Raw genomic sequence first — 24,513 nt, forward strand, 5'->3', positions numbered from 1 at the left:
TTGCAACATCGCAAGATCGTCGTGGTTCTGAAGGGTTATCCGCGGCTGTCGGAAACCTTCATCGCGCAGGAACTGCTCGGACTGGAGCGTGCGGGGTTCGATCTGGTACTCGTTGCGCTCAGGCGGCCGACCGACGCAAAACGCCACCCCGTGCATGACGAGATCAAAGCGCCCGTCCATTATCTGCCGGAATATCTGCATGAAGAGCCGCTGCGCGTGGTTCGCTCGCTTCTTGCTTGTTTGCTGCTGCGGCCGGGCTTCTGGCGTGCACTGGGATCGCTGGCGGTCGATATCCCGCGCGACTTTACGCGCAATCGCGCGCGCCGTTTCGGGCAAGCGCTCGTGCTAGCGGCCGAATGGCCCGAAGACGCGGCATGGTTGCATGCGCACTTCGCCCACACGCCGGCATCGGTGACGCGCTATGCCAGCCAGCTTCTTGGTTTGCCCTGGAGTTGCTCGGCCCATGCCAAGGACATTTGGACTTCGGCGGATTGGGATCTGGCCAGCAAGCTTTCCTCGGCACGCTGGACGGTAACTTGCACGAAAACCGGCTTCGACCGTCTGAAAAAACTCGCCGACGGCAACTCGACCGTGCATTTGAGCTATCATGGGCTCGACCTTGATCGCTTCGGCATTTTCGGCGAGGCACGAAAACAGCACGACGGCTCGGCGCCGGACGAACCGGTTATCGTTCTGAGTGTCGGGCGCGCCGTTGCAAAGAAAGGTTACGACACCTTGCTGGAGGCCCTTGCCCTCTTGCCCGTCGATTTAGCGTGGCGTTTCGAGCATATTGGCGGCGGCGAGGAACTGGAGCGGCTCAAGGCGTTGGCGCAAAAGCTCGGACTGGATGGTCGCATCTCTTGGAAAGGCGCGCTTGCGCAGGAGGAGGTGCTTGAGCACTACCGCCGCGCCGATATGTTCGCCTTGGCCTGCAGGATCACCATAAATGGTGACCGCGATGGTCTGCCGAATGTTCTGGTGGAGGCGGCCAGCCAACGGCTTGCCTGCGTGTCGACCGATATTTCCGGCGTGCCGGAGCTTATATCGCCGGATGAAACCGGGCTGCTGGTTTCGACGGAAAATCCAATTGCCCTGGCACAGGCGCTGGAGCGACTGATCCGTGATCCCGTGCTGCGCGCCTGCCTCGGCGACGCCGCAGAGCGGCGCGTGCGCGGCAACTTCGATCATATGGCAAGCATCGGACAGCTCAAGGAGCTGTTCGAACGGGAGTGGCGGGCCGCCGAATGAAGCGGCTGCGCGCTTTCTTCTATGTCCAGCACCTGCTCGGCATCGGCCATCTCGCGCGCTCCAGCCGCGTCGCGGCGGCTCTGGTCGATGACGGGTTTGACGTAACCATCGTCACTGGCGGAGCGCCGGTCGCGGGGTTTCCGGGATTGGGGGCAATATCTGTAACCCTGCCATCTGTCACCTCCGGTGATGAAGGATTTTCGGGTCTTGTCGACCTGCAGGGTAAGCCCATTGACGATGATTTCAAGAAACGGCGTTCAGAGATGCTGCTGCAGGCATTCCGGGATTGCAGGCCTGATATCGTCATTGTCGAGGCGTTTCCATTTGGGCGCCGGCAGATGCGTTTCGAACTCTTGCCGCTGATCGAGGCCATCGACGCGGCGTCGCCCAGACCGCTTCTGGTGACGTCCGTCCGTGATATCCTTCAGGACCGCGTCAAGCCGGGCCGAAACGAGGAAACGGTCGATCTCGTTAACAGGCATTTTGACCTTGTCATGGTCCATGGCGATCCGGCTTTCGCAACCCTAGACAAGACATTTCCACTGGCGGGAGCGATCAGGGCCGAGGTTGCGTACACGGGGCTCGTTGCCGCGCCACCAGCGCCCGCGGCCTCCGAGCGTTTCGACGTTGTGGTGTCGGTTGGCGGCGGGGCCGCCGGAAAGAGCCTTGTCCGGTCCACCATCGCATCAGCGCGGAATGCCGACAACGCCTGGAAATGGTGTCTGATCACCGGCCCAAACCTGCCGAAGGACGAGTTTGACGCGATTACACGCGATGCGACGCCGAGCCTGTCCATCTTCCGGTTTCGCGAGGATTTCGCCAGCTTGCTGACCGGCGCCCGCCTGTCGGTCTCGCAGGCGGGTTACAACACTGTCTGCGATGTCCTGCGCGCGCGCTGTCGCTCGCTGCTCGTTCCCTTTGCAGCCGGCGGGGAAACGGAACAGACGGTTCGAGCCTTGATGCTCGAAGAACTGGGTTTGGCGACGGTTCTGAGGGAAAACGACCTGACGCCTGAGTGTCTGGCGCAAGCGATCGAACAGGCGCTTGCGGGACCGACGCCAGCCGCGCATCGTCTCGATCTGGAAGGCGCCCGTCACTCGGCGCAAATCCTGCGCGAGCGGCATCGAGCCTGGTCCTCGAAATCCTAGCGCAGGTCATATCTCGGTTGGATTCGCGCAACGCGCTTCAAACAGTTCCAATCAGCATGAAGCGGGTATATTTTTTTGTCGGCAGTTCGCCGGAGAACCTGATCTCCCGTAGCGCCACCATTGCTTCGAAGGCTGCAAGCGAAGCCACGCAGTTGATGTGCGTCGGCTCGCTGAAGTAATCGTTCGATTGCAGTAGCACCTTCGTGCCCCGCGGAAGCAGGGCAAGCCAGGCACCCAGGTCGGCTATGTGTTCGCAGCTCGTATTGACCACCAGGTCGGGCCGACCGGCCGCATAGTCGAGTGCGTACATATCTTCCGTCAGCGCCCGGAAGCGGTCGCCGGCTTCCCGGTTGAGGGTCCGGGCGACCGGCCCGACTTTGGGATCGATGTCGATGCTGTCGATCGCCGCAATGTCGAAACGGGCGTCGTTGAAAAGCATTGCCGGCAATACGCCGTACCATCCGCCCAGAACCCATATGCGCCCGAACCGGCCGCCGTCGTTTTCGAACAGCTTGTCGAGCGCCCACATCTTGCAGGCGACCTGCTTGTGGTTGAAGGCGTTGGCGATATCGGCCGTCGGATGCTTGGCGATGACCCGCGCCAGCCCGGCGACAAGAGGGTGGTCGACATACGCGGCAATTCCCCGGGCGAGGTCCAAGGCTTGTTCGTGCCCGTCAATGCCGGCATTGCGTGCTTGCGTGACATCCATCATATTCGTCTTCTATGTTGGGATTTCGGGCTACACAACGCAATATTGCCTCACCCAAGGCTGTTCGACTTGCGGATGAGACTATGCCACCAGCCGTTTCGCCGTTGCACGGTCACGATGGGGGCCGGTTGCGTCTGTCCGGACCAGCGGCGTCCATCCGCGAAGACATTGCCGATACATCGTTTGCCAGCAGGTGCTTTCACCGCCTGCTTCCTCCAAACTGACAGCCGCATATGGAACCCAGCCTAGCCCGCTATATCTGGACGCACACCCGGAAGCAGCAGATCTGGATATTGATGATCGTCCTGCTTTCGATGATCCCATATTTCATGTCCTTCGACCTGCCGAAGCTGATCGTCAACGGCCCGATCCAGGGGAAGGGGTTCGAGCAACCCGGCGCGACCCTGCCCTTCATGAAATTGCACTATAACCTGCCGTTCATTGGCGAGGTCCAGTTCTTCTCCGGTTTTCAGTTGGACCGCAAGGAGACGCTGCTTGCCCTGAGCCTTGTGTTCCTCTTGCTGGTCGTCATCAACGGCCTGTTCAAACTCTACATCAACACCTACAAGGGCCGCCTCGGCGAACGCATGCTGCGGCGTATTCGCTTCGATCTGATCGATCGTGTGCTGCGGTTTCCGCCGATTTACTTCAAGCGGGTGAAATCCGCCGAAGTGGCGACCATGGTGAAGGATGAGGTGGAGCCGCTGGGCGGCTTTATCGGCGATGCCTTCCTGCAGCCGGTGCTGCTCGGCGGCCAGGCGCTGACGGCCATGCTGTTCATCATGGTCCAGAACGCCTGGCTCGGAATGATAGCGATGGTGATCGTGATCATCCAGATCGTACTCATCCCGCGGATGCGGCGGCGGCTGCTCGTGCTTGGGCGCCAACGGCAGTTGACGGCGCGCGCGCTTTCCGGCCGGGTTGGCGAAATCGTCGACGGTATCGGCGCGGTTCACGTCCACGACACGTCGAACTACGAGCGCGCCGACATAGCTGCTAGGCTAGGGCTCATCTTCAAGATCCGCTTCGATCTTTACCAATGGAAATTCATGGTAAAGTTCCTCAACAATTTTCTCGCACAGCTCACGCCCTTTCTGTTCTACATGATCGGCGGGTATCTGGTCATAGGGGGCCGGCTGGACGTCGGTCAGCTCGTGGCGGTGATCGGAGCCTACAAGGACCTGCCCGGACCGATGAAGGAACTGATCGACTGGGATCAGGATCGGCAGGATGTCCAGGTCAAATATCAGCAGGTCGTTGAACAGTTCACCGTCGAGGATATCATTGCGCCGGGAATCGCGGCACTGGCGATCGACGATCCCGGTCCGATGACAAAGCCGCTGTCGGCGGTCGGTCTGTCCATAGCAGACGATGGCGGTGCAATGCTCCTCAACCGTGTCTCCATGCAGGTCAAGCCGGCTGAGACGGTGGCGCTGGTCAGCACCCCGACAGGCGGAGCAGAGGCGCTAGCAGAAGCCTTCGCGCGTCTGAACTGGCCAGAGAGTGGAAAGGTCGCTTCGGGCGCCGATGACCTGCTTGAACTCCCCGAAGCCGTGACCGGCCGGCGCATGTCCTACGCCTCGTCGGATGTTTTCCTGTTCCAAGCAAGCCTGCGCGATAACTTGCTCTACGGGTTGAAGCATGCACCGCTGACATCGGTGACTTATGACGGCACCGCGGCAGACCAGCAGCGCTGGAACATGGACGAGGCGCGCCGGTCGGGCAATCCGGATTTCGACGTCCACAGCGACTGGATCGACTATGCTTCCGCCGGTGCTACCGGCCCGCACGACCTCTTTGAAGCGGTGCGCCGGGTGCTCGACGCGGTTCTTCTGTCGCGCGACATTCTGGATCTTGGCTTGCGCTCTTCGGCCGACCTCACGCGTCACACGAAGCTCGCCGGGCGGATCGTCGAACTGCGTGCAGCGCTGCGAACCCGGCTCGAACAGGAAGGACTGCGCGAACTGGTGGTTCCTTTCGAGCCGGGCGCTTACAACACGGAAGCGACGATCGGCCAGAACCTGCTTTTCGGCGCCGCCGCCGGCCCCGAACTGGCCGACAAGGCTCTGGCGGCCAATCCCTACTTTGCTTCCGTGCTGAAGCAGGCCGGCCTCGACAGCACGCTCTACGAGATGGGCATGGAGATCGCCGAACAGGCGATCGAGCTGTTTGCCGACCTGCCGCCAGATCACCAGTTCTTCCAGCAGCTCGCCTTCATGAGCGCCGAGGAGATCCCCGCCTACGAGACCTTGCTACAGCGGCTCAAGAACCGCCCCTACGAGGCGGTTTCGGAGGCCGACCGCGCCATGATCATCACCTTGAGCTTTGCCTATATCGAGCCCCGGCACCGCTTCGGCCTGCTGACCGACGAGTTGATGAGCAAGATCGTCGCCGCACGCAACCGGTTCTATGAGAACCTGCCGCCCGAACTGCACAACGCGATCGAACGGTATGATCCTGCCAAATACATTGCCGCGGCCACCGTCATGGACAATGTCCTATTCGGCCGTGTGGGAAACAACCATCCCGACGCGCCGGACCGCATACGCTCCATCGTCTATGACATTCTTGACGAGCTGGGGCTTTATGCCGAGCTTCTGGATGTCGGCCTGGACTTCAACGTCGGCGCCGGTGGAAGGCGGCTGACCAGCGGACAGCGACAGAAGCTCGATGTTGCCCGGGCTCTGCTCAAGCGTCCCGATTTTCTCATTCTCAACCGGCCGCTGTCGGCGCTCGACCAGCGTATCCAGGACAAGGTGCTGCGAAACGTGCTCGAGGAAGCCAGACGCGACGGCCATTCGCCGGCAATTGTGTGGGTCGTGACGAGTCCGGCAATGGCGATGATGTTCGATCGCGTTATCGTCTTTGACTCGGGGCAATTGGTGGAAGACGGTACACACGAGACACTTTTGGCAGAGAACGGTATCTTCAAGGAACTTCTGTCATAGTCTGGCAGACGCGAATTTAGGAAGGTTTGCGACAATGCTGCTCAAGGATGAAGTTGGAATGCTGCAACGCGTTCCCTTGTTCTCCGGCATTGAGCCGGCAAAGCTCAAGCTGCTCGCGTTCACATCCGATCGCGTGAATTACAGCGCCGGCCAGATTCTTTTCCGGCAGGGCGACGAGGCAGACGCTGCCTATGTCATCCTTTCAGGCAGGGCGGATATTCTGGTCGATTCCGACAGCGGGCCGATAAAGGTTGCGGAACTGCTGCCAAATTCGATCGTCGGCGAGATCGCCATATTGTGCAACAGCTCCCGCACTGCCACCGTCAGCGCGGCAAGTGATCTGGAGGCCTTGAGAATCCGCAAGGATCATTTCCTGAGGCTTATGAAGGAGTTCCCGGAAATGACCATCGAGATATTGCGGGTTCTTGCCGATCGGCTAAGCCATACGACCGCGGATCTGATCGACGCACGAAGCGCCTAGAGCTATGATGAGCGAAAGGTAGCATGGACGACGATTTTTTCCTGGTCAGATTTTGGGGCGTGCGCGGCAGCATTGCTGTATCCGGGCCAGAATTCGCTCGCTATGGCGGCAACACAATCTGCATTGAGATGCGATGCGGCAAGCATACGCTTCTGTTCGACGCAGGTTCTGGCCTGCGGCCTGCCGGTAGGGCGCTTCAGGCGTCGGATGTGACCGATTTCGACCTGCTTTTCACCCATTGCCATTACGATCACATCATCGGGCTGCCGGCTTTTGCGCCTATCTTCGACCCGAGCGTCAAGCTTACGCTTTGGTCCGGGCATCTTGCAGGACGCATGACGACCCGGCAGATTATCGATGAGTTCATACGGCCGCCGTGGTTTCCGGTGAAAATGAACGTCTGCAAGGCAAATCTCGACTGCCGCGATTTTGTATCCGGAGACGTGCTTCGGCCGCGCGAAGGGGTGGTGGTTCGGACCGGCAGTCTCACCCATCCGGGAGGCTGCATAGGCTACCGGATCGAATGGGGCGGCCGCGTCGTGGCGGTGATCACCGACACCGAGCACGAGCCGGACAAACTCGATCAGTCGGTGCTCGACCTGATCGAAGATGCCGACCTCGTCATTTACGATTGCACCTACACCGAGAAGGAAATGGAACGCCGCCGCGGTAACGGGCACTCGACATGGCAACAGGGTGTCAAGCTCTGTGAGGCTGCTGGTGCACGGGCGCTTGCGCTGTTTCACCACGACCCGACACGCACCGACGAGCAACTGGACGAGATGGAGAAGCTGGCCAAGGACAGGTTTGCCGGCGCTTTTGCCGCGCGGGATGGCCAGATGCTCAAATTCCCGGTCTCATCGCACAGAAAGCGCTGAGCTATTTTCCTTTACCCGCGCGGCGCCCGATCAATGTCCTGATCGGAAGCCATGCACAGGGTTCAGCCTGTGCGGTGACTGTCAACAATCGTTCGAGGAAAAGCCAGGCCGATTCATCATGTACAAGATGGTGGGTGAGCAGGCCGATCGGCTCGCCGTCGGATGCATGCTGCAAGTGTGCGATGATAGCCTGGACCAATAGACCATGATCGAGGCAGCCGCGCGTGCCATGCCAATCCATGATGTCGACATTGCTGTTGATGACCGCCAATGAATCCGGCTTCGGCGGCCCATAGACTGACAAGGCCGCAAAACCTATCGATCCAAGGTCGGATACCACGCCGGCGTCGATCCTGTTCCATGGCGGCACCAGCATCGGAACGGCACGTGCGCCGTGCAGGCCGGTTACTCGCGACAGTCCGCGAGCCAGATCATCGAGCACCGCCTCGCGTGGCCGATGCGCGCCGAGCTCCTGCTTTTTCTGGTCCTCGGGCGCATGATTTCGGTGCGCCCAGCCATGGATCGCGACCGTGACATGCGGGGCCTCGTCAAGCCGGGCGACAAGCTTCGCGTCGGTCAGGGCCGGAATGACGGCCAGAGTGACCGGAACCGCGAATTCACCGGTGAGGTCGAGCAGCCGATTAAGCGCAGGCGTCGGATCCACGGCGTCGTCGTCGCGCAGCCAGAACTCCGCCTTGCGGCCCGCCCGTTGCAGGCGCGCCAGCTCTTCCACCAAGGGCTGCCAGATCGGATCGGACGTCATGAGACCGGGACCTTCGCAATAAGTCCGGCCAGACGCGCAGCTGCCCCACCGAGGGAACGCTCTTCGAGAACGAAACGCCTGGCTTCCGCGGCCATGATGGTTCTTTCGTCGTCACGGGCCAGAAGCCTTTCAATGGCGGAAGCGAACGCCGCGACATCGCCCGGCGGGGTTAGAAACCCGGTCTGGCCATCCCGCACGACCTCCGGCACGCCGGCGATGTCCTGGGCCACCACCGGAAGGCCGGCGGCCTGTGCTTCAAGATAGGCAACGCCGTAGGCCTCGCCATAACCCGGCCAGACATAGATTCCCCCGGTGTAAAGGACATCTGGCACGGCGGCTGGCTCGATCGAGCCAATCCATTCGATGCGATCGGCGGGCAGGCCGGCGAATTGCGCTTCGACCTCGTCGCGGGCTGGGCCGTCTCCGACGACCGACATGGTCCAAGGCAGATGACCTATCAAGCCGAGCGCTTGCGCCAGCATGCGATAGCTGCCCAGTTTGTCGCCCGGGCGCATCATGGCGACGGTAATGAGGCGCGTCGGACAACCCCGTGCCGGGATTTCCCGGAATGCCGATGTGTCGATGAAGGGCGAAAGCATACCGAAAGCGGCCTTGGGAATAGCATCCGCCAGTCCCTGACGATCCCTTTGGGTGAAGCAGATGTTCATCGCCGCCTGTTCGATGGCTCGCGCCACCAATGCTTGGCTATCGGCCCACAAGCCGGCATCGCGTCGCCTGGAATAGGAGGCTTCCGCTGTCACATAGGGGACAGCAAAGGCCGACGCCAGCTCCGGCCCGATCAAGTCGGGCGCCTTGTAATAAGGATGGTAGGTGAACCAGAGATCGGGCTTGCCGTCACGATCCCAAAGCTTGGTCAGCCGCACGGCTTCCTCTGCGGCCTCGATCTTTAGTGCCTCGAAACTTTTCGACTCCGGCTGGCGTAGATAGAAGCGCAACTCAGATGCCAGTTCGACGCTATGCCCTCCGTGCTCCAGCGCTTTGACAAGCATCCGTGCCATCTGGCGGTCGCCGGAAACAACGGGATGATTGGGTGACTTCAGCGGCGCGTAGAAGGCAATTCGCATCGCGCGACCCTATCACCGGAAAGCCTGCGCAAGTCAATTTCCAAGCGTAATCGACTTCACCTTCAAGCCGTGGAATATGCTATCTAATGGCCATGGAAACAGCTGTCGCGTCCGACCCGTTTGTCGCTTCTTTGCCGGTCTTCGCAAAGTTCGAAAGCGTTGCCGACATCGATAACTATCGGCCCCTCCCCGATGGCTGGGCGCTGGCCACTGCCGACATTGTCGGCTCGACCAAGGCGATCGAGGCGGGGCGCTATAAAACCGTCAATATGGCCGGCGCAAGCGTCATTTCGGCGCTGCTCAATGCGCTGGGTCGGCAAGACCTCCCCTTTGTCTTCGGCGGCGACGGCGCGCTCGTGGCGTTTCCCGGCTCGGCGCTGGAGATAGCCCGCAACGCGCTGGCGGCCGTCCAAAGGTGGGTGGCGGACGAACTGGGCCTTACCTTGCGCGCCGCGATCGTACCGATAGGGGACATAAGGGCGCATGGCCTCGACGTTCGCGTGGCGAGGTTCCGGGCTTCCGAAGCGGCCTTCTATGCCATGTTCGCCGGCGGTGGCGGCAGTTGGGCGGAAGCTGAGATGAAAGCGGGGCGCTACCGCATCGATCCTGCGCCGGCCGGCGCGCGGCCGGATCTGACCGGCCTCTCCTGCCGTTGGAACCCGATCGAGGCCCGGCATGGCGAAATCGTCTCGATCATAGCCACACCGGGGGCGTCGCGCGACTTGCGCGGGTTTCAGTTTCTGGCTTCCGACATCATCGCCCTCGCCGGCAGGCAGGAGCGCGATGGCCACCCGGTGCCGGTGGACGGCCCAGGCTACAGTCTGCTGCCCGCCGGCCTGGATGTCGAGGCGCGGGCGATGGCCCCGGCAGGATGGCGGTGGCGGTCGAAGCTGTGGATCGTGTTCCTGATGACGCTTACGGCTGCAACCGATCGATTTGGCTGGACGATTGGCCGTTTCGATCCGAAGGTCTACAAACGCGAGGTGGCCAGCAATTCGGATTTCCGAAAGTTCGACGACGGCTTGAAGATGACCATCGACGTTGACGCGGATGTGCTGCATCGGATCCAAGACCGGCTGAAGCAGGCGGAAGAAGCGGGCATCTGCAATTATGGCCTGCACCGCCAGAAGTCCGCCTTGATGACCTGCCTCGTCATCTCGCCGCTGCAGCGCGATCACGTTCACTTCATCGATGGCGCCGCCGGCGGCTACGCGATGGCTGCCGCAAGCCTGAAGGCGAAGGCGCCGGTCTGCTGACTGCTTGCGGAATTCGAGTTCCGCAATATGCCCTCACTCATGGTTCTTGGCACCGGTGAGCCTCGCCATGGGAGGGGTAACCTGTCCGAATTGACGGGAAAGCAGATTTTTTGGACGCCTCACGATATGACCGTCTTCTTAACCGGATTTCGAGGCGCGCCGCGCATGTCAGCGTGATCGGGCTGGCTATGTCGAGTTGCCGCTGTCGGTTGCGATCGCACGCGCCGGGTCCCCGGTTTTCCGGCTTCGACATCGAAACCCGGAAGGTCGAGAACTTGAACAACGGCCAATCCTCCTTGAGGCAGTGACGTTGACAGCCCTTGCCAACCGGGCGGTTCCGCGCCACTGCGGATTTCTCGAACTAGCCGTCTGCGATGCCATCATAATCTGCGTTCCGACACCGCTGACGAAACACCGGAAGCCGGAGAGGATCCCCGAAGGATTCGATGCTGTCGTCGTGGCAACCGGCCACGACGCGATCGACTATCAGGCGATCGCTGATCACGCTTCTCTGATCGTCGACACACGCAATGTTTTTGGCCGTCTCGGGGTGGCCCAAGAGACAGTGGTGAAGGCCCGACGGTGTCTGAGACGGCGAATTCTTTGCCCGATGTCAGGATCGAGATTGCACTCCGCCGGAAGCCTCGCCACATAGGGTTCCAGGTGATAGATGCTGTTTTACGCCTGTTTCCTTCCTGCAAGGAGTTATTTAGGAAATTCTTCGCCGGCTTTCGTCGCCGAAGCCGGCTTCACTGACTTCGATTGTGTGGCGGATCAAAGGAGATGGCTCGTCTTCGACGGGTTTGAGATGGCATGAGCACAGCGCAAGCAGAAATTTCCACCATTCTCATGGATAAAGTTGCCGACTGGCTGAGCCAATCGGCGCTGGCGGGCAACGACCTGGAAACATTGGTAAAGGGCTTTTGTGAACGGCTGGCTGCTGCCGGCCTGCCGCTGAAGCGGGTGCATTTGAGCTTTTCGATGCTTCATCCGCTTTATGACGCGCTTGGCTTTACCTGGCTTCGCGGCCAGGGTCTGGAAGTGGAAGGCTTCCGCAGTGAGAACGGCGTTCATTCCGACAGATTCCTGACCAGCCCATACTACCATCTGCTCAGCAACAAGCTCGACCACCTGCGGCGCCGGCTCGACCCGTCGGTGCGGTCGGAGTTTCCTGTTTTCGATGACCTCGGGCGTATGGGCGTCACCGACTACATGGCTTTCGTGCATCCCTTCAACGGCGATACCAGTCAGGGCATGATGGGGTCTTGGTCGACCGACAGTGCTTCAGGCTTCAGCGACGGCATGATTTCGGCGCTATTGCGGATCCAGAACTATCTCGCTATCGCCACTAAGATGGCGGTGCTCACCAAGCTCGCCGACAACATGATGACCACCTATCTTGGCGGCGACGCCGGCAGGCGTGTGCTGGATGGCCAGATTAAGCGCGGCGAAGGTGACACAATCCGGGCCGCACTCGTCATGGGCGATATGCGCGGGTCGACAAGGCTTGCCGAAACCTCCGGTCGCGAAATCTACATCGATACGCTGAACCAGTTTTTCGATGCCATCGCTGCGCCTTTCAATCGCAAAGGCGGGCAGATCATGAGTTTCCTGGGTGATGGCTTCATCGCCGTCTACCCCTGCGAAAGGCATCGCTCGCAGTCCGAGATCGCCTGCCAGGCTGCTCTTGCGGCAGCGCACAAGGCCAGCGCGCGCATGATGGAGCTCAATCTGAGCAGAAAGGAGCAGGGATTGGGCGACATTAAGTTTGGTATCGGCCTGCATGTCGGCAATGTGATGTTCGGCAACGTCGGACTTACCGATCGGCTGACATTCTCTGTCTTCGGCTCGGCTGTAAACGAGGTCCAGCGTCTCCAGACCCTGACCAAGAAATATCCGCACAGCGTTCTCGCCAGCAAGGACTTCGCCAGCTATTGCGGCGACAACAGTTGGCTGACACTCGGCACGGAGGAACTGGCGGGTAGCAAGCAGAAGCTGACGGTGCTTTCACCCGATTTGTCGGGTGCTCTCGCTCTCGATGAAGACGCTGCGCCGATTCACGACCGGATATCGGACGCCGAGCAGGTCATGCTGCTTCATCGCGATGCCGCGCGGTTGTCGGCAAGCGACCGGAGAAAGCTTCAGTAACCGACACGATCCGGTCCGAAAGCCTTGGTGTGCAGCCCGGTCGCCGGTTCCGTCGCGGAATTCGATTCGAATCCAAGTTGCTCTAGGCTGGCAATACGCTAGTCTCGTTTTTTGGGTCTGCCGCCCGGCAGACTGCCAGAGTGGGGCTGGTGTGAGGATGAATTCGGGCATTGATCTGCTGCGGATCGAGGATCTTGGCATCTCTTTTGCCATAATCGGGGGACCGTTGCATGCCGTCAGGCGCGCAAATCTCCGCGTCCTGCCCGGCAAGGTTACCGCGCTTGTGGGAGAGTCCGGTTCCGGAAAATCGGTTCTCAGCCAGGCAGTGATGGGCATTTTGCCGAATACGGCCCATGTTCGCGGCCGTATCCTGTTTTCCGATCCTGAAAAGCCCGGAACGACGCAGGATATCCTGCAGATGCAGCGTGACGGAACCGAAATCCGGGCGTTGAGAGGCAGCCGCATCGGCAAAATCTTTCAGGAGCCAATGACATCGCTGTCGCCGCTGCACACGATCGGCAACCAGGTCAGCGAATCCTTGCAGATTCATACGCCTATGGCTCGGGCGGAGCGCAAGGCGCGGACCGAGGAAATGCTCGGCCTTGTCGGCTTCCCCAATCCCAAACGCGCCTATGACATGTATCCCTTTGAACTTTCGGGAGGATTGCGGCAACGCGCCATGATCGCCATGGCGCTCATCTGCCGGCCTGCTTTGTTGATCGCCGACGAGCCGACGACGGCGTTGGACGTCACCATCCAGGCGCAAATCCTGCATTTGCTGCGCGGGCTTCAGACCAAGCTGAACATGGCGATGCTGCTGATCACGCACGACCTTGGCGTGGTCGCCAATGTCGCCGACGAGGTGGTGGTCATGTACCATGGCGAGATCATGGAAATGGGGCCTGTCGAGGCGATATTCCGCCGGCCGGGCCACCCTTACCTGAAGGGCCTGATGGCAGCCGTTCCGCATTTCGACCTGAAGCCTGGTGAAAGGCTAAAGGCGCTCCGCGAGGTGCCGGTGAACGTTGGGAACCTGCTCGGCAAGCAGACTGCGCCGGCATCGAAGGGGCCGGAGGACATTCTGCTTTCGGTGAGGGATCTGACAAAGACCTTCACCACCCGCAAGTCCGGATGGTTCAGCGGGGGTCATCAAACCTCTGTTCGCGCCGTGGACGGCGTGAGCTTCGACATCAGGCGGGGTGAGTGTCTGGGTCTGGTCGGCGAAAGCGGCTGTGGCAAAACAACCGTCAGCAAGATCCTCATGCGGGCCATCACCCCCAGCGGCGGTTCTGTGATCTTCAACGGCCGCGATGGACCGACCGACGTCCTGGGCGCAGAGGGAGATGCCCTGCGCATATTGCGCGCGAAAATCCAGATGGTCTTCCAGGACCCGGTTTCGTCGCTTTCACCTCGCATGACGGTGGAGAACATCTTGAGCGAGCCGCTGGAGATCCATCAACGTGGCAATGCGGCGTCCCGACTCGCCACGGTCAAGAGCCTGATGCAGGCAATCGGGCTCGATCCGCGCTTCATAAAGCGCTATCCGCACAGTTTCTCCGGCGGGCAACGTCAGCGCATCGGCATCGCGCGTGCGTTGGCGCTAGGGCCCGAACTCCTGATCTGCGACGAGCCGGTTTCGGCGCTCGATGTCTCTGTCCAGGCGCAGATCCTGAATCTTCTGAAGGACCTGCAAAAAGAACTGGGCCTGACCTACCTGTTCATATCCCACAATCTGGCGGTGGTGGACTACATGGCAGACCGCATCGCGGTGATGTGCGGCGGGCGTATCGTCGAGCTTGCGCCGCGCGAAATTCTGCTCAGGAAACCAATCCACCCCTACACGCGCTCCCTGGTCGCCGCGGTACCTTTCCCCGATCTCGACAGGCCGATGGATTTCAAGACGCTGAAGCTCAGCGGAGCTTCCGACACCAGCGCATGGGGACCGCAATTCCGCGACGAGGGCGACGAAGATAGGCTGTCACCACTCGATCTTGGCGGTGGCCACCTCGTGCTGGCGAGACATTCGGCCGATATCAGTGAGTTACGCCATTGATGAGCCGGCGCACCGTCCTTGGTCTCATGGCTTCGGCATTTCTGCCAGGGACGTCGCGCGCCGGCGATCTGGAGCCGGAATTTCTTCGGCAACAACTGACGGTCAAGGCGCTGCCGGCACTCGCTGAGCGCCTGCCCAAGAGTCCGCGCGCGCTGAATCTCGCTGCAATGGGCCGGCTGCCCGGCCAGTATGGCGGCACGCTGCGGACAATCATCGGCAGCCAGAAAGATATCCGGATGATGACGATCTACGGGTATTCTCGCCTGGTCGGCTATGACGAAAAGCTCAACATGCAACCCGACATTCTCGAGCGTTTCGACGTGGCGGATGATCGCGTCTTCACCTTCAAGATACGGGAAGGGCACAAATGGTCTGACGGCAGCCTGCTGACGCCGGAGGATTTTCGCTATTGTTGGGAAGATGTCTGGCTGAACGACGAGCTTTCGCAAGGCGGGCTCGCCCCCGCCCTGCTGGCGGACGGCAAGCCGCCACGCTTCGAGATCGTCGATCCGTTGACGGTCCGCTACAGCTGGGATGCGCCCAATCCAGACTTCCTGCCCAAGCTCGCTGCCGCTTCGCCGCTATCGCTTGTCCTGCCGGCCGCCTATCTCAAGCAGTTCCACAAGAAATATCAGGATTCATTCCGGCTCGCCGGCCTGATGAAGGAGAACCGGACCCAGAAATGGACGCTCCTGCATATCCGCATGTCGCGGCAGTATCGCCCGGAGAACCCGGAACTGCCGACGCTCGACCCCTGGCAGAACCGGACCAAGCCGCCGGCCGAGCAATTCATCTTCGAGCGCAACCCGTTCTTTCATCGAATAGACGAGAACGGCCGGCAACTGCCCTACGTTGACCGGATCATCATGAATGTCAGCTCATCGGCGATCATCTCCGCCAAGACCGGTGCGGGCGAGAGCGACCTGCAATGCATGGGAATTGACTTCAGCGACTACTCCTTCCTGAAAGACGCGGAGAAGCGCTATCCGGTGAAGATGCACCTGTGGAAACGTACACAGGGTTCTCGGCTGGCGCTGCTGCCGAATCTGAATTGCGCCGACCAGGTGTGGCGTGGCCTTCTGCGTGACGTGCGCGTGCGCCGCGCACTTTCGCTCGCCGTGGACAGGCGCGAGATCAATATGGCCGTGTTCTATGGATTGGCGCAGGAAAGCGCCGATACGGTCTTGTCCGAGAGCCCGCTCTACCGGCCGGAATTCGCTAAAGCTTGGGTTGCCCATGATCCCGACCAGGCCAATGCACTGCTCGACGAGGTCGGGCTTCTGGCACGTGACGATGACGGCCTGCGGATACTTCCCGATGGACGCTCTGCCCAGATAATCGTGGAAACCGCCGGCGAAAGCACACTGGAAACCGACGCGCTTGAACTCATCACCGATCACTGGCGAAAGATCGGCATCGCCCTGTTCATCCGGACTTCGCAGCGCGACATCTTCCGCAGCCGCGCGCTTGGCGGCCAGATCATGATGTCGATGTGGTCGGGCATCGACAATGGCGTGCCGACCGCCGACATGAACCCGAGCCAGCTGGCCCCCACCATCGACGATCAACTGCAATGGCCGCTCTGGGGTGCTCACTACTTGTCTCACGGCAAGATGGGCGAGGCGCCCGATCTTCCTGAAGTGATCGAGTTGATGGCTTTGCTCAAGCGCTGGAACGCATCGACCGAAGCGACAGAGCGCGCCGAAATCTGGAATTCGATGCTGTCGATCTACACCGATCAGGTGTTTTCGATCGGGACCGTGAACGGAACGCATCAGCCGATTCTGGTGTCCTCACGGCTGCGCAATCTGCCTGACAAGGCGCTCTTCGGCTACGATCCGACCGCCTATTTCGGTGTCTACATGCCGGATACATTCTGGCTTGGAGAGTCCTGAGCGTGCTTCGATATATTGTCTGGCGCATTACTGTGATGGTTCCAACGCTGCTGGTGATATCAGCGCTGGTGTTCACGATCATCGAACTTCCCCCCGGCGACTATTTCGACAGCTATGTCGCCGAGCTTCGGGCGCAGGGCGAAGGGGTGGATTCCGATCGCATCGAGATGATGCGCAAGGAATATGGTTTCGACAAGCCGCCGATCATTCGCTACTTCTACTGGGTCGGCGGGATGCTGCACGGCGATTTCGGCTATTCCTTCGAATATGAGCTGCCGGTTCGCGACGTCGTCGGGGACCGAATGTGGCTGACCGTGCTGGTTTCCTTCGTCACGATCATCTTCACCTGGCTCATCGCCTTTCCGATCGGCATGTACTCCGCGACGCATCAATACAGTTGGGGCGATTACGGCCTGACCTTTTTCGGCCTCCTAGGCCTTGCCATTCCGAACTTCATGCTGGCGCTGATCCTGATGTACTTCGCCAACATCTGGTTCGGCACGTCCCTCGGCCATCTCATGGACCCGCAATATCTCAGCGAGCCGATGAGCTGGGCCAAGGCGAAGTCGATACTCGCCCATCTCTGGATCCCGGTCTTAATCATCGGCACCGGGGGCACGGCAAGCATGATCCGGCGGCTGCGCGCCAATCTGCTCGATGAGCTACACAAGCAATATGTGGTGACCGCGCGCGCCAAAGGCCTTCATCCATTCAAGGCGCTGGTCAAATATCCGCTGCGCATGGCGCTCAATTTCTTCATTTCCGACATCGGCTCCATCCTGCCGGCCATCATCTCCGGCGCCGAAATCACGGCGATCGTGCTGTCTTTGGAAACGACCGGGCCGATGCTGATCAAGGCCTTGCAAAGCCAGGACATGTATCTGGCGGGGTCGTTCCTGATGTTCCTGGCCTTCCTGACAGTCATCGGTGTCCTGATTTCCGACCTGGCGCTGGCGGTGCTTGATCCACGAATTCGTTTGCAGGGCGGCAGCACCAAATGAAGACGGATTCGCCGCTCCCCGCTCCGGGTGCTCCACTAGAACACTACGTTTCCAGCGCGCCCTTTGACCTGCAGTCGGTCGAGGCGATGACGGCGGAGCAGTCGAAGGTCTTTCAGGCGTCGCAGTTGCGGTTGATGTGGTGGAAATTCCGCATGCACCGGCTTGCCCTTGTATCCGGCATATTCCTGATAGTGCTTTATTTCGGGATATTGATCTGCGAGTTTCTGGCGCCGTACAATCTGCACACGCGCAACATGGACTATATCTATTCGCCGCCGCAGCAGGTGCACCTGTTCCACAACGGCGAGTTCGTCGGGCCGTTCGTCTATGGCCGCCAGATGACGCTGGACATGGACACGCTCAAGCGGAACTACATCGACGACCAGGGCGATGTTCAGCGGCTCCGTTTCTTCTGCAAGGGCGACAGTTACCGGTTCTGGGGCCTGATCGAAGGTGACAGGCATTTTGTCTGCGCTGCCGAAAACGGCCAGCTCTTTCTGGCCGGCACCGACAGGCTGGGGCGCGACGTGCTCTCGCGCATGATCTATGGCGCACGCATTTCACTGACAATCGGCCTCGTCGGCATCAGTTTCAGCTTCCTGCTCGGCATCGTCATCGGCGGACTGGCCGGTTATCACGGCGGTATCTTCGACCTGATCGTTCAACGGATAATCGAAGTTCTGCAATCGATTCCCAGCATTCCGCTATGGCTGGCCCTGGCGGCGATCATGCCGATAACCTGGAGTCCGATCCTGATCTATTTCGGCATCACCGTGATCCTCGGAGTGCTCGACTGGACCGGACTGGCGCGGGCCGTGCGTTCAAAGCTTCTGGCCTTGCGCGAGGAGGATTACGTTCTGGCCGCGCAATTGATGGGCGCCGGGAGCAGCCGCATCATCGGCCGGCATCTCATTCCCGGCTTCATGTCGCATCTGATCGCCACGGCGACGCTCTCCATTCCCGGCATGATCCTGGGCGAAACGGCGCTGAGCTTCCTCGGGCTCGGCCTGAGAGCGCCGATAACCAGCTGGGGCATCCTGCTCACCGAGGCGCGCAGCGTCAGCGTGATCGCATTCTATCCATGGCTGCTTTTGCCGATGCTTCCCGTCATTCTCGTCATCATGGCGTTTAACTTCCTCGGTGACGGCTTGCGGGACGCCGCAGATCCCTACAAGTGAGTTTGTTATTTTGCCGCGCGCCGTGCCGCCTATTCCACCCGGTATGATCCTTGCCGGCTGCCTGTACGGTTGTTGCAGTGTTCATGGTCCGCCTCTATATGTGCCGACACGTGATCGAGTTTGGCACTGCGCCTTCGGGATTCACCCGTGAACAGTTCTTGTCGGCGGCATTGACGATCTCTTGCTGGTTCAGGACACACAAAAGCATATGAGTCGCCTCGAGAATTTCATCAGCAGGATGACCGCACAGCGCGACATTCTCGACCAAGTCTGCGTCGAGGTGGCGAAGATGGAGGGGCTTGTATTCGAGCTCGGCCTCGGCAACGGTCGGACGTTCCACCATCTGCGAGAGCGCCTGCCCGGGCGCCGGATCGTGGTGTTCGACCGCGAAGTCGGCGCACATGCCAGCTCAATTCCCGAAGCCGAAAACCTCGTGCTCGGCGAAATACGCGAGACGGCCCGCAAGTTCATTGGCATCGAAGCCGCCCTTGTTCATGCCGACATCGGCACCGGCTATGACGATCGGGATGCAGTGACTGCGACCTGGCTTCCCGATCTGATTGCGAGCCTGCTTCGGGTCGGCGGCTTCGCGGTCAGTGGCACGCCGCTCGATCACCCGCTGCTGCAACGGCTCCCGGCGCCGACTTCAGAACCCGCCGATCGTTATTTCCTGTGCAAGCGCGTGTGAGCGGCCGAGAGCGCCTCATCTTTTCACGCAAACGCTGCTCCACCGCAATTCCAAGGGAAAGTGCTACGCGTTTTTCCCGAAAAACCGTTTACACTTTCCCTAGGATTGCTCTGGACGGCCCGATTGCTCAGGGGATTGTATACACCGCGATCTCCCGCTCGATGCCGCGCAGCGAGACTTCGTGAGGCACGGGCGTCAGAGCGTTCCTGCGCAACAGATCGGCGGTGAGATTGTCGTCGACCACCGCGCGGGTTGCGAAGATAGCCTGTGCGTTGGCCAGGTTCTGGACCCGTGAAGCAATGTTGACCGTCTGGCCGAAATAGTCCTGTCGCTCGTTCATGGACACGGCGATGCAGGGGCCGGCATGGACACCGATCTTGAGCAGCAGATCCTCGCGCCCGCTTCTGTCATTGAGCGCACGCATGGCATCACGCATCCTGAGGGCCGCAGCCATCGCGCGATCAGGCGTCGCGAATGTCGCCATCACCGCATCACCGATGGTCTTCACCACCGCGCCTGCCTCCGCCGCGACGATCTCGTGCAGAACCTGGAAATGCACGCGCACGAGATCGAAGGCTGAAAGGTCGCCCACCCGCTCGTAAAGCGCGGTCGATCCGCGCAGGTCGGTGAACAGGAAGGTGAGGCTGGTGATCTTCAGGCGCTGGTTGATGTCGAGCGTATCCGTACGATAGAGGTCGCGGAACGTCTGGTTGGTGAGCAGGCGCTTGGCGGTCAGAAAAGGCCGGCGTTTGCCCAGGAGATTATGCAATGCCTCGCCGGCGATGAAGACTGCCGGCAGCACGCGGGTGTCGGTCCTGTTTTCCAGCGAAATACGCAGCGGACCAGGTTGCATTTCCAGTGTCTGGTTCTGGACATGGTCGCGGTCGAAAGCCAACGACAGGCTTCGCCGCTCTTTTGTTGGTTCGCCCTTCGCGTCGATGAACTGCGCTGAATGGGTGACCGGCTCGAAGACGATGATGAATTCGGACGGAAGCTGTATGGGCAGAACGGCCTTTTCACCCGGCGCCAGCTCGATATCCTCCAGCGAGAACGCTTCTATGTTTTTCGCCAAACCCTCTTCCGGCAGATCGACGCCGGATCCCCAGTAAATCTGGCGAAAATATTCCACCAACGGCAGTTCGTGTGGATTGTGGGCGGCAATCCTGCGCACGCGAGGGCTGACGGTGAATGTCACCTCAACCATCTCATCGAGGGTCGGCGAATAGCCTTCGGAGCATAGCGCGCAGGTGTATTCGTCCTTCTGCAGGGTTTTCAGCGTAGCGTTGGTGTCGAGCACGCCGCCACAGCCGGGGCACAGAACATTCCATGAAATGTCGAAGATGCCTACCCGCGCCGCATGGAGGAAGGCGCTGATGGCGCGTTCCTCGTCGAGGCCATGCTTGCTGGCGAAAGCCGGCACATTGATGCGGCAAAGTTCATGATCCTTGCCTTCCGCGATGGTCCGCCGGATCGCGTCGATTGCCTGGGGATCGACATCGGTCGATTGCCGCAAAAGCGAGAACAGATCCTGAATTTCGGTCATCGTGCAGGCTCCGGAAAATGCACCCCCGAGGTGGTTGACCGGAACCGGTCTTCGTTCCGAGCGCTCCATCTTACTTCGAAACGGATCGTACGGCCATTCGAATGGAAAAGCCCGCCGACGTGTCAATTCCGTCGGGATTTTCACCGATCGCAAGCGGTACTATGGTGGGTCCATGGGGTATTCATCTTTGGGACTTTCTCCCGCGCCGACACCCGACAACCCGCCATTTCCCGCGGCCTTGCGGCTTTTCTCGGCGGGGGTCATCATCGTCCTGATTGTCGGCGCCGGCCTTTTTTTCGCGCCTGCGCTGGTCAGGCCGCGCTGGCCTTGGGCCGTCACGCCGTTCAACGCCCGCTTCCTCGGCGGCTTCTACACCGCCGAAATGGCCGTGATGGCGGCGCTGCTGGTCTGGAATCGCTGGTCGCCAGGCAGGCTAGTGCTTGTCATGGCCTTCATCTTCACCGTCATCGTTTCGGCGGCTTCGTTCATCAATCTCGGCTATTTCAACTTCGAGCGGAAAGCGCCCTGGCTCTGGTTCTTGGTCTATCTTGCTTCGGTCGCGGTATCCGGGCTGTTCCTGTTACGGGCCGGGGGCCGTCCTTCCGCAAAGGGCGTGACTTTAAACTCTGCATGGCGCGGCTATATGTCGATGGAAATGGCGATCCTTGGGCTTTATGGCGTCGGTCTGTTGCTGTTTCCCCTGACATTCGGCGGCTTTTGGCCGTGGCCGATCGACGCCTTCCACGCTCAGGTCTACAGCGCCATCTTCCTCGCCGGAGCGGGCGGCACATATCTCGTCTGGAAAAGCGCGCCGCGCGAAGAGCTGCTGGTGCTCGGTCTGGCGCAGTTTCTGGTCGGCTTGTTTGCCATCCTTGGCCTTGTCATCACCGAGGCCGTAATGCACCGGATCGACTGGACGGCGACGGGAACATTGTGCTGGCTCGCCCTTTTCGGCTGGATCGGAATCAGCGGCATCTTCAAACTCTACGCCGTCTCCCGGTACTTCAGCGCGCAATCGGCATCATAGGATGATGAGATGGCTGGATTTTCAGATGATGTCCGGTGCATCGTGCCGGGCCTATTGCCTTTGCCGGGAAAGCCATGACCAGCACGACCTCGCCATTCCCAAAGAAAATCCAGCCGCAACTCCGGGCCATTCGGCCAAGCGATGCGGAGGCGCTTTGCGCCATCTTCAACATGCCGGGCTTCCGCTGGGGCACGCTCAGGATGCCATTCGAGATGGTGGAGCAGGTAGAACGGCGTATCACCAAGTCCGGCCAGGAAACCACCTGGATCGTTGCCGAGCTGGACGGCAAGGTCGTCGGCCATGGCAGCCTTGTCGTGCAGGGTTCGCCGCGCCGTTCGCACATCGGCGAGATCAATATCGGCCTTGACGATGGCTTTGTCGGCAAGGGTATCGGCTCTGCCATACTTGGCGCGCTGCTTGACGTGGCCGACAACTGGCGCGCCCTGAAGCGAGTCGAATTGACCGTCTATGCCGACAATGAACCGGCCATCCGCCTCTACACAAGCCACGGCTTCGAGGTCGAAGGCCGGCATGTGAAGGCCGGCTTTACCGAAGGACGGTATCACGACCTTCTGAGCATGGCCCGGCTGCGGTTCTGATGACCAGGGACTTTGATCCGACCCTTAAGGCTCCGGTGGATATTCTGGCAGTGCTGTCACTGCTCTGCCCGGAAGTCGTGCGTGACATCGAGCAGAACTGGAATGCACCGGTTTCCGAATACGCCCGCCATCTGTGGCGGCCGGTGGCAAGGCCTGCTTCGGGTCCGGCGATCGCTGCCCGCTCGATCCTGCTCGATATACTGCATCAGCGCCTTGATTTGATCATGCAGCCTGAAGAGGTCGTCAAGGCCCTCGAAGAATTCGACCACAGACCGGTGATCCAGTCCGGCCTACACTGCCTGCTGCTGATGGACCGGATCACCTTCGATGCCCTCCTGTTTGCCTGGCTCGCCGCGGTCGAAAACGGGCTGTCGGCCTTCGTCGGCTTCATGGGAACGACGATGACCATGGAGACAATTGGCCGGGAGGGGCCGGGATGGCTCGATGTCGGCGACGACAAGGTCAACTTGTTTGGCATGGGGCGCCACAAACTATGCCGCAAAAGCGCCTGCGCGGCCGGCCCGGTCACCCTCAACAAGCGGGCGCTCGAAGCGGTGGGCGACGAAACGGATGCCAGCCGCTGGCTGGGCACACTGCTCGCCAGCCAGGACAAGGTGTTTGGAACCGCCGCAGATGCACTGACAGAACTCAACGAGGATCTGGTCGCCGATTGGGATCGTTCCGGCATGGCTCGGCCGGTGTTCATCGATGACCGGCTCGCGGCTTCCGTCGTGGCGCGGCATCTGGACCATGACGGCAGCCTTCTTTCCAAGCTGCTCCTTGAGCCCGCAAGGCGTCAGCGTCTCGAACGTACCCTGCAAGAGACCGAATCGGGCCCATTTGGCAGATTCCTGCCCAATGCCACGGCCTATTTCTGGGGCATTCGCGAGGAGCGCGTGCGCAAGCTCGTCCTCGAGAACGGGCACCTGATCGAGCCTGAAAGGCCGAATGGTCTTTCCATCCCGTTCGAGCGGGCGCATCTCAAGCAGGCGCTGCTGGACGGCGTGCTGCTGCCGAACTTGTTCCTGACGTTCCTTGTTCTTGCCATATTGCCTCGCGTGCGGGTCGTGGGCGGCCTGAGGCAGATCGGTTATATAGCGCTTTTCCATTCGATCCTGCTGGCCGCGCTGGATGAAACCGCGCCGGAAGAGCGCGGTCTGGCTGCCGAGTTGCAGGTTCGGGAAAATGCCTGGGGCACCCGGGTCATCGATGAAAAAATGTCGGTCCGCGAACAGGTCGCCGGCCTGCCGGCAGGGAGGCTGTTTCCTGACCTGCTCGGGCACTACCGTTCGCACACCTTTGCCGAGACGACCGACGACCTGAAACTGGTTCGTGAAAACGCCCGATGGCGCAAGATCGGCCGAGCCTTTGGCGTCTGATCCGACCGCATGCCCTCATTTGTCATTGCACTATTCCGGCCTTGCGGAGCCCGTCGATCATGAGTTCGAAATCGGCATGGTTCTTGTAAGGCAAGACTTTGCGACGGTATTCCAGCGAATAGTCAGGATTGACGCGAGCAGTTCCTGCCATGCCGCCCACGCGTGCCGAGATCGCTGACCGAGAGGTCGAGACTCGCCTTGACCTAGCGATAGGCGTCCTCGGACAGGCAATGGCGCCGGGCGCCGCGACGCCCTCCAGACGCGAGGCGAATCTTCGTCCGCGCCGGCGACCGGCTGTATCCAACCACATCTGGAGCCAGGATTGCGACTAGTCTGCGATTCTCGCTCAAGGCCCGTCTCCTCATCTCCATGATAGCAGGAAGACGGAGGGGCGAAGAGAGAACTTCGCAACGACGGCCAAGCAGCCGTCCGAATCGGCAACGCTCCGCCACCGGACCCACGGATGCCCATTTGCTGCCGCTTGCC

General features: G+C 60.5%; 20 protein-coding genes. 15 read left to right on the plus strand and 5 right to left on the minus strand.

Features of this window, described 5'->3' with window-relative positions; genetic code table 11:
- Nucleotides 1–1,248, plus strand: a complete 1,248-nt coding sequence (locus tag EOB49_RS06130) for a glycosyltransferase (protein WP_127380474.1) — start codon at nucleotides 1–3, stop codon at nucleotides 1,246–1,248.
- A complete protein-coding gene (locus EOB49_RS06135; RefSeq protein ID WP_127380475.1) occupies nucleotides 1,245–2,396 on the plus strand; it encodes a glycosyltransferase family protein in 1,152 nt (383 codons plus the stop codon). The genes EOB49_RS06130 and EOB49_RS06135 overlap by 4 nt, the downstream gene beginning before the upstream one ends.
- A gap of 37 nt (nucleotides 2,397–2,433) precedes the next feature.
- On the opposite strand, the gene EOB49_RS06140 is transcribed toward EOB49_RS06135, so the two are convergent.
- Nucleotides 2,434–3,108, minus strand: coding sequence for a class I SAM-dependent methyltransferase (locus tag EOB49_RS06140; RefSeq protein WP_164761691.1), 675 nt, complete (start codon nucleotides 3,106–3,108; stop codon nucleotides 2,434–2,436).
- 230 nt (nucleotides 3,109–3,338) lie between these two features.
- Here EOB49_RS06140 and EOB49_RS06145 point away from each other — a divergent pair, with 230 nt between their 5' ends.
- From EOB49_RS06145 to EOB49_RS06155, 3 genes are read left to right on the plus strand one after another with little or no spacing between them, the layout of a single operon-like run.
- A complete protein-coding gene (locus EOB49_RS06145; protein ID WP_127380476.1) occupies nucleotides 3,339–6,053 on the plus strand; it encodes an ABC transporter ATP-binding protein in 2,715 nt (904 codons plus the stop codon).
- A 34-nt stretch (nucleotides 6,054–6,087) separates the two neighbouring features.
- The gene (locus EOB49_RS06150; protein ID WP_127292062.1) at nucleotides 6,088–6,534 is read left to right on the plus strand and encodes a cyclic nucleotide-binding domain-containing protein; all 447 of its coding nucleotides are present in this window, start codon (nucleotides 6,088–6,090) and stop codon (nucleotides 6,532–6,534) included.
- 23 nt (nucleotides 6,535–6,557) lie between these two features.
- Nucleotides 6,558–7,412, plus strand: a complete 855-nt coding sequence (locus EOB49_RS06155) for an MBL fold metallo-hydrolase (RefSeq protein WP_127320283.1) — start codon at nucleotides 6,558–6,560, stop codon at nucleotides 7,410–7,412.
- Between the two features lies 1 nt (nucleotide 7,413).
- On the opposite strand, the gene EOB49_RS06160 is transcribed toward EOB49_RS06155, so the two are convergent.
- Both EOB49_RS06160 and EOB49_RS06165 read right to left on the minus strand, forming a co-directional pair.
- A complete protein-coding gene (locus tag EOB49_RS06160; RefSeq protein ID WP_127380477.1) occupies nucleotides 7,414–8,175 on the minus strand; it encodes a polysaccharide deacetylase family protein in 762 nt (253 codons plus the stop codon).
- Nucleotides 8,172–9,260: a glycosyltransferase family 4 protein gene (locus EOB49_RS06165; RefSeq protein ID WP_127380478.1), complete on the minus strand. Its 1,089-nt coding sequence runs from the start codon at nucleotides 9,258–9,260 to the stop codon at nucleotides 8,172–8,174. The genes EOB49_RS06160 and EOB49_RS06165 overlap by 4 nt, the downstream gene beginning before the upstream one ends.
- Before the next feature lie 92 nt (nucleotides 9,261–9,352).
- On the opposite strand from EOB49_RS06165, the gene EOB49_RS06170 reads away from it, so the two are divergent.
- The 7 genes from EOB49_RS06170 (at nucleotide 9,353) to EOB49_RS06205 (ending at nucleotide 19,479) form a co-directional block, all read left to right on the plus strand.
- Nucleotides 9,353–10,516 (plus strand): DUF3095 domain-containing protein, encoded by a 1,164-nt coding sequence (locus tag EOB49_RS06170; protein WP_245472550.1) that lies wholly within the window; start codon nucleotides 9,353–9,355, stop codon nucleotides 10,514–10,516.
- An 813-nt stretch (nucleotides 10,517–11,329) separates the two neighbouring features.
- Complete coding sequence (locus tag EOB49_RS06180) at nucleotides 11,330–12,664, plus strand: adenylate/guanylate cyclase domain-containing protein (RefSeq protein WP_127380480.1); 1,335 nt, start codon at nucleotides 11,330–11,332, stop codon at nucleotides 12,662–12,664.
- A 157-nt stretch (nucleotides 12,665–12,821) separates the two neighbouring features.
- Entirely contained in the window at nucleotides 12,822–14,717 is a 1,896-nt protein-coding gene (locus EOB49_RS06185) for an ABC transporter ATP-binding protein (protein WP_127320273.1), read from the plus strand.
- Nucleotides 14,714–16,612: an ABC transporter substrate-binding protein gene (locus tag EOB49_RS06190; protein WP_127380481.1), complete on the plus strand. Its 1,899-nt coding sequence runs from the start codon at nucleotides 14,714–14,716 to the stop codon at nucleotides 16,610–16,612. Before EOB49_RS06185 ends, EOB49_RS06190 begins: the two co-directional genes overlap by 4 nt.
- A gap of 2 nt (nucleotides 16,613–16,614) precedes the next feature.
- Entirely contained in the window at nucleotides 16,615–17,613 is a 999-nt protein-coding gene (locus EOB49_RS06195; protein ID WP_127326880.1) for an ABC transporter permease, read from the plus strand.
- Complete coding sequence (locus EOB49_RS06200; RefSeq protein ID WP_127319624.1) at nucleotides 17,610–18,791, plus strand: ABC transporter permease; 1,182 nt, start codon at nucleotides 17,610–17,612, stop codon at nucleotides 18,789–18,791. The genes EOB49_RS06195 and EOB49_RS06200 overlap by 4 nt, the downstream gene beginning before the upstream one ends.
- 208 nt (nucleotides 18,792–18,999) lie before the next feature.
- Nucleotides 19,000–19,479, plus strand: coding sequence for a class I SAM-dependent methyltransferase (locus EOB49_RS06205; protein ID WP_127380495.1), 480 nt, complete (start codon nucleotides 19,000–19,002; stop codon nucleotides 19,477–19,479).
- Between the two features lie 127 nt (nucleotides 19,480–19,606).
- On the opposite strand, the gene EOB49_RS06210 is transcribed toward EOB49_RS06205, so the two are convergent.
- Nucleotides 19,607–21,022: an adenylate/guanylate cyclase domain-containing protein gene (locus EOB49_RS06210; RefSeq protein WP_127319622.1), complete on the minus strand. Its 1,416-nt coding sequence runs from the start codon at nucleotides 21,020–21,022 to the stop codon at nucleotides 19,607–19,609.
- A gap of 187 nt (nucleotides 21,023–21,209) precedes the next feature.
- Between EOB49_RS06210 and EOB49_RS06215 the strand changes: the two genes are divergently transcribed.
- The 3 genes from EOB49_RS06215 to EOB49_RS06225 all read left to right on the plus strand — a co-directional run bounded on the left by EOB49_RS06215 (nucleotide 21,210) and on the right by EOB49_RS06225 (nucleotide 24,027).
- Nucleotides 21,210–22,049, plus strand: coding sequence for a hypothetical protein (locus tag EOB49_RS06215; protein ID WP_245463574.1), 840 nt, complete (start codon nucleotides 21,210–21,212; stop codon nucleotides 22,047–22,049).
- 74 nt (nucleotides 22,050–22,123) lie between these two features.
- Nucleotides 22,124–22,648, plus strand: coding sequence for a GNAT family N-acetyltransferase (locus tag EOB49_RS06220; RefSeq protein ID WP_127319620.1), 525 nt, complete (start codon nucleotides 22,124–22,126; stop codon nucleotides 22,646–22,648).
- Nucleotides 22,648–24,027, plus strand: a complete 1,380-nt coding sequence (locus EOB49_RS06225; RefSeq protein ID WP_127380482.1) for a hypothetical protein — start codon at nucleotides 22,648–22,650, stop codon at nucleotides 24,025–24,027. The genes EOB49_RS06220 and EOB49_RS06225 overlap by 1 nt, the downstream gene beginning before the upstream one ends.
- 22 nt (nucleotides 24,028–24,049) lie before the next feature.
- Here EOB49_RS06225 and EOB49_RS38610 read toward each other — a convergent pair whose 3' ends face one another.
- Nucleotides 24,050–24,178, minus strand: a complete 129-nt coding sequence (locus EOB49_RS38610; protein ID WP_281035284.1) for a hypothetical protein — start codon at nucleotides 24,176–24,178, stop codon at nucleotides 24,050–24,052.
- Nucleotides 24,179–24,513 lie beyond the last annotated feature (335 nt).

The sequence above is a fragment of the Mesorhizobium sp. M7A.F.Ca.MR.148.00.0.0 genome (assembly GCF_003997735.1).
Lineage (GTDB): Bacteria > Pseudomonadota > Alphaproteobacteria > Rhizobiales > Rhizobiaceae > Mesorhizobium.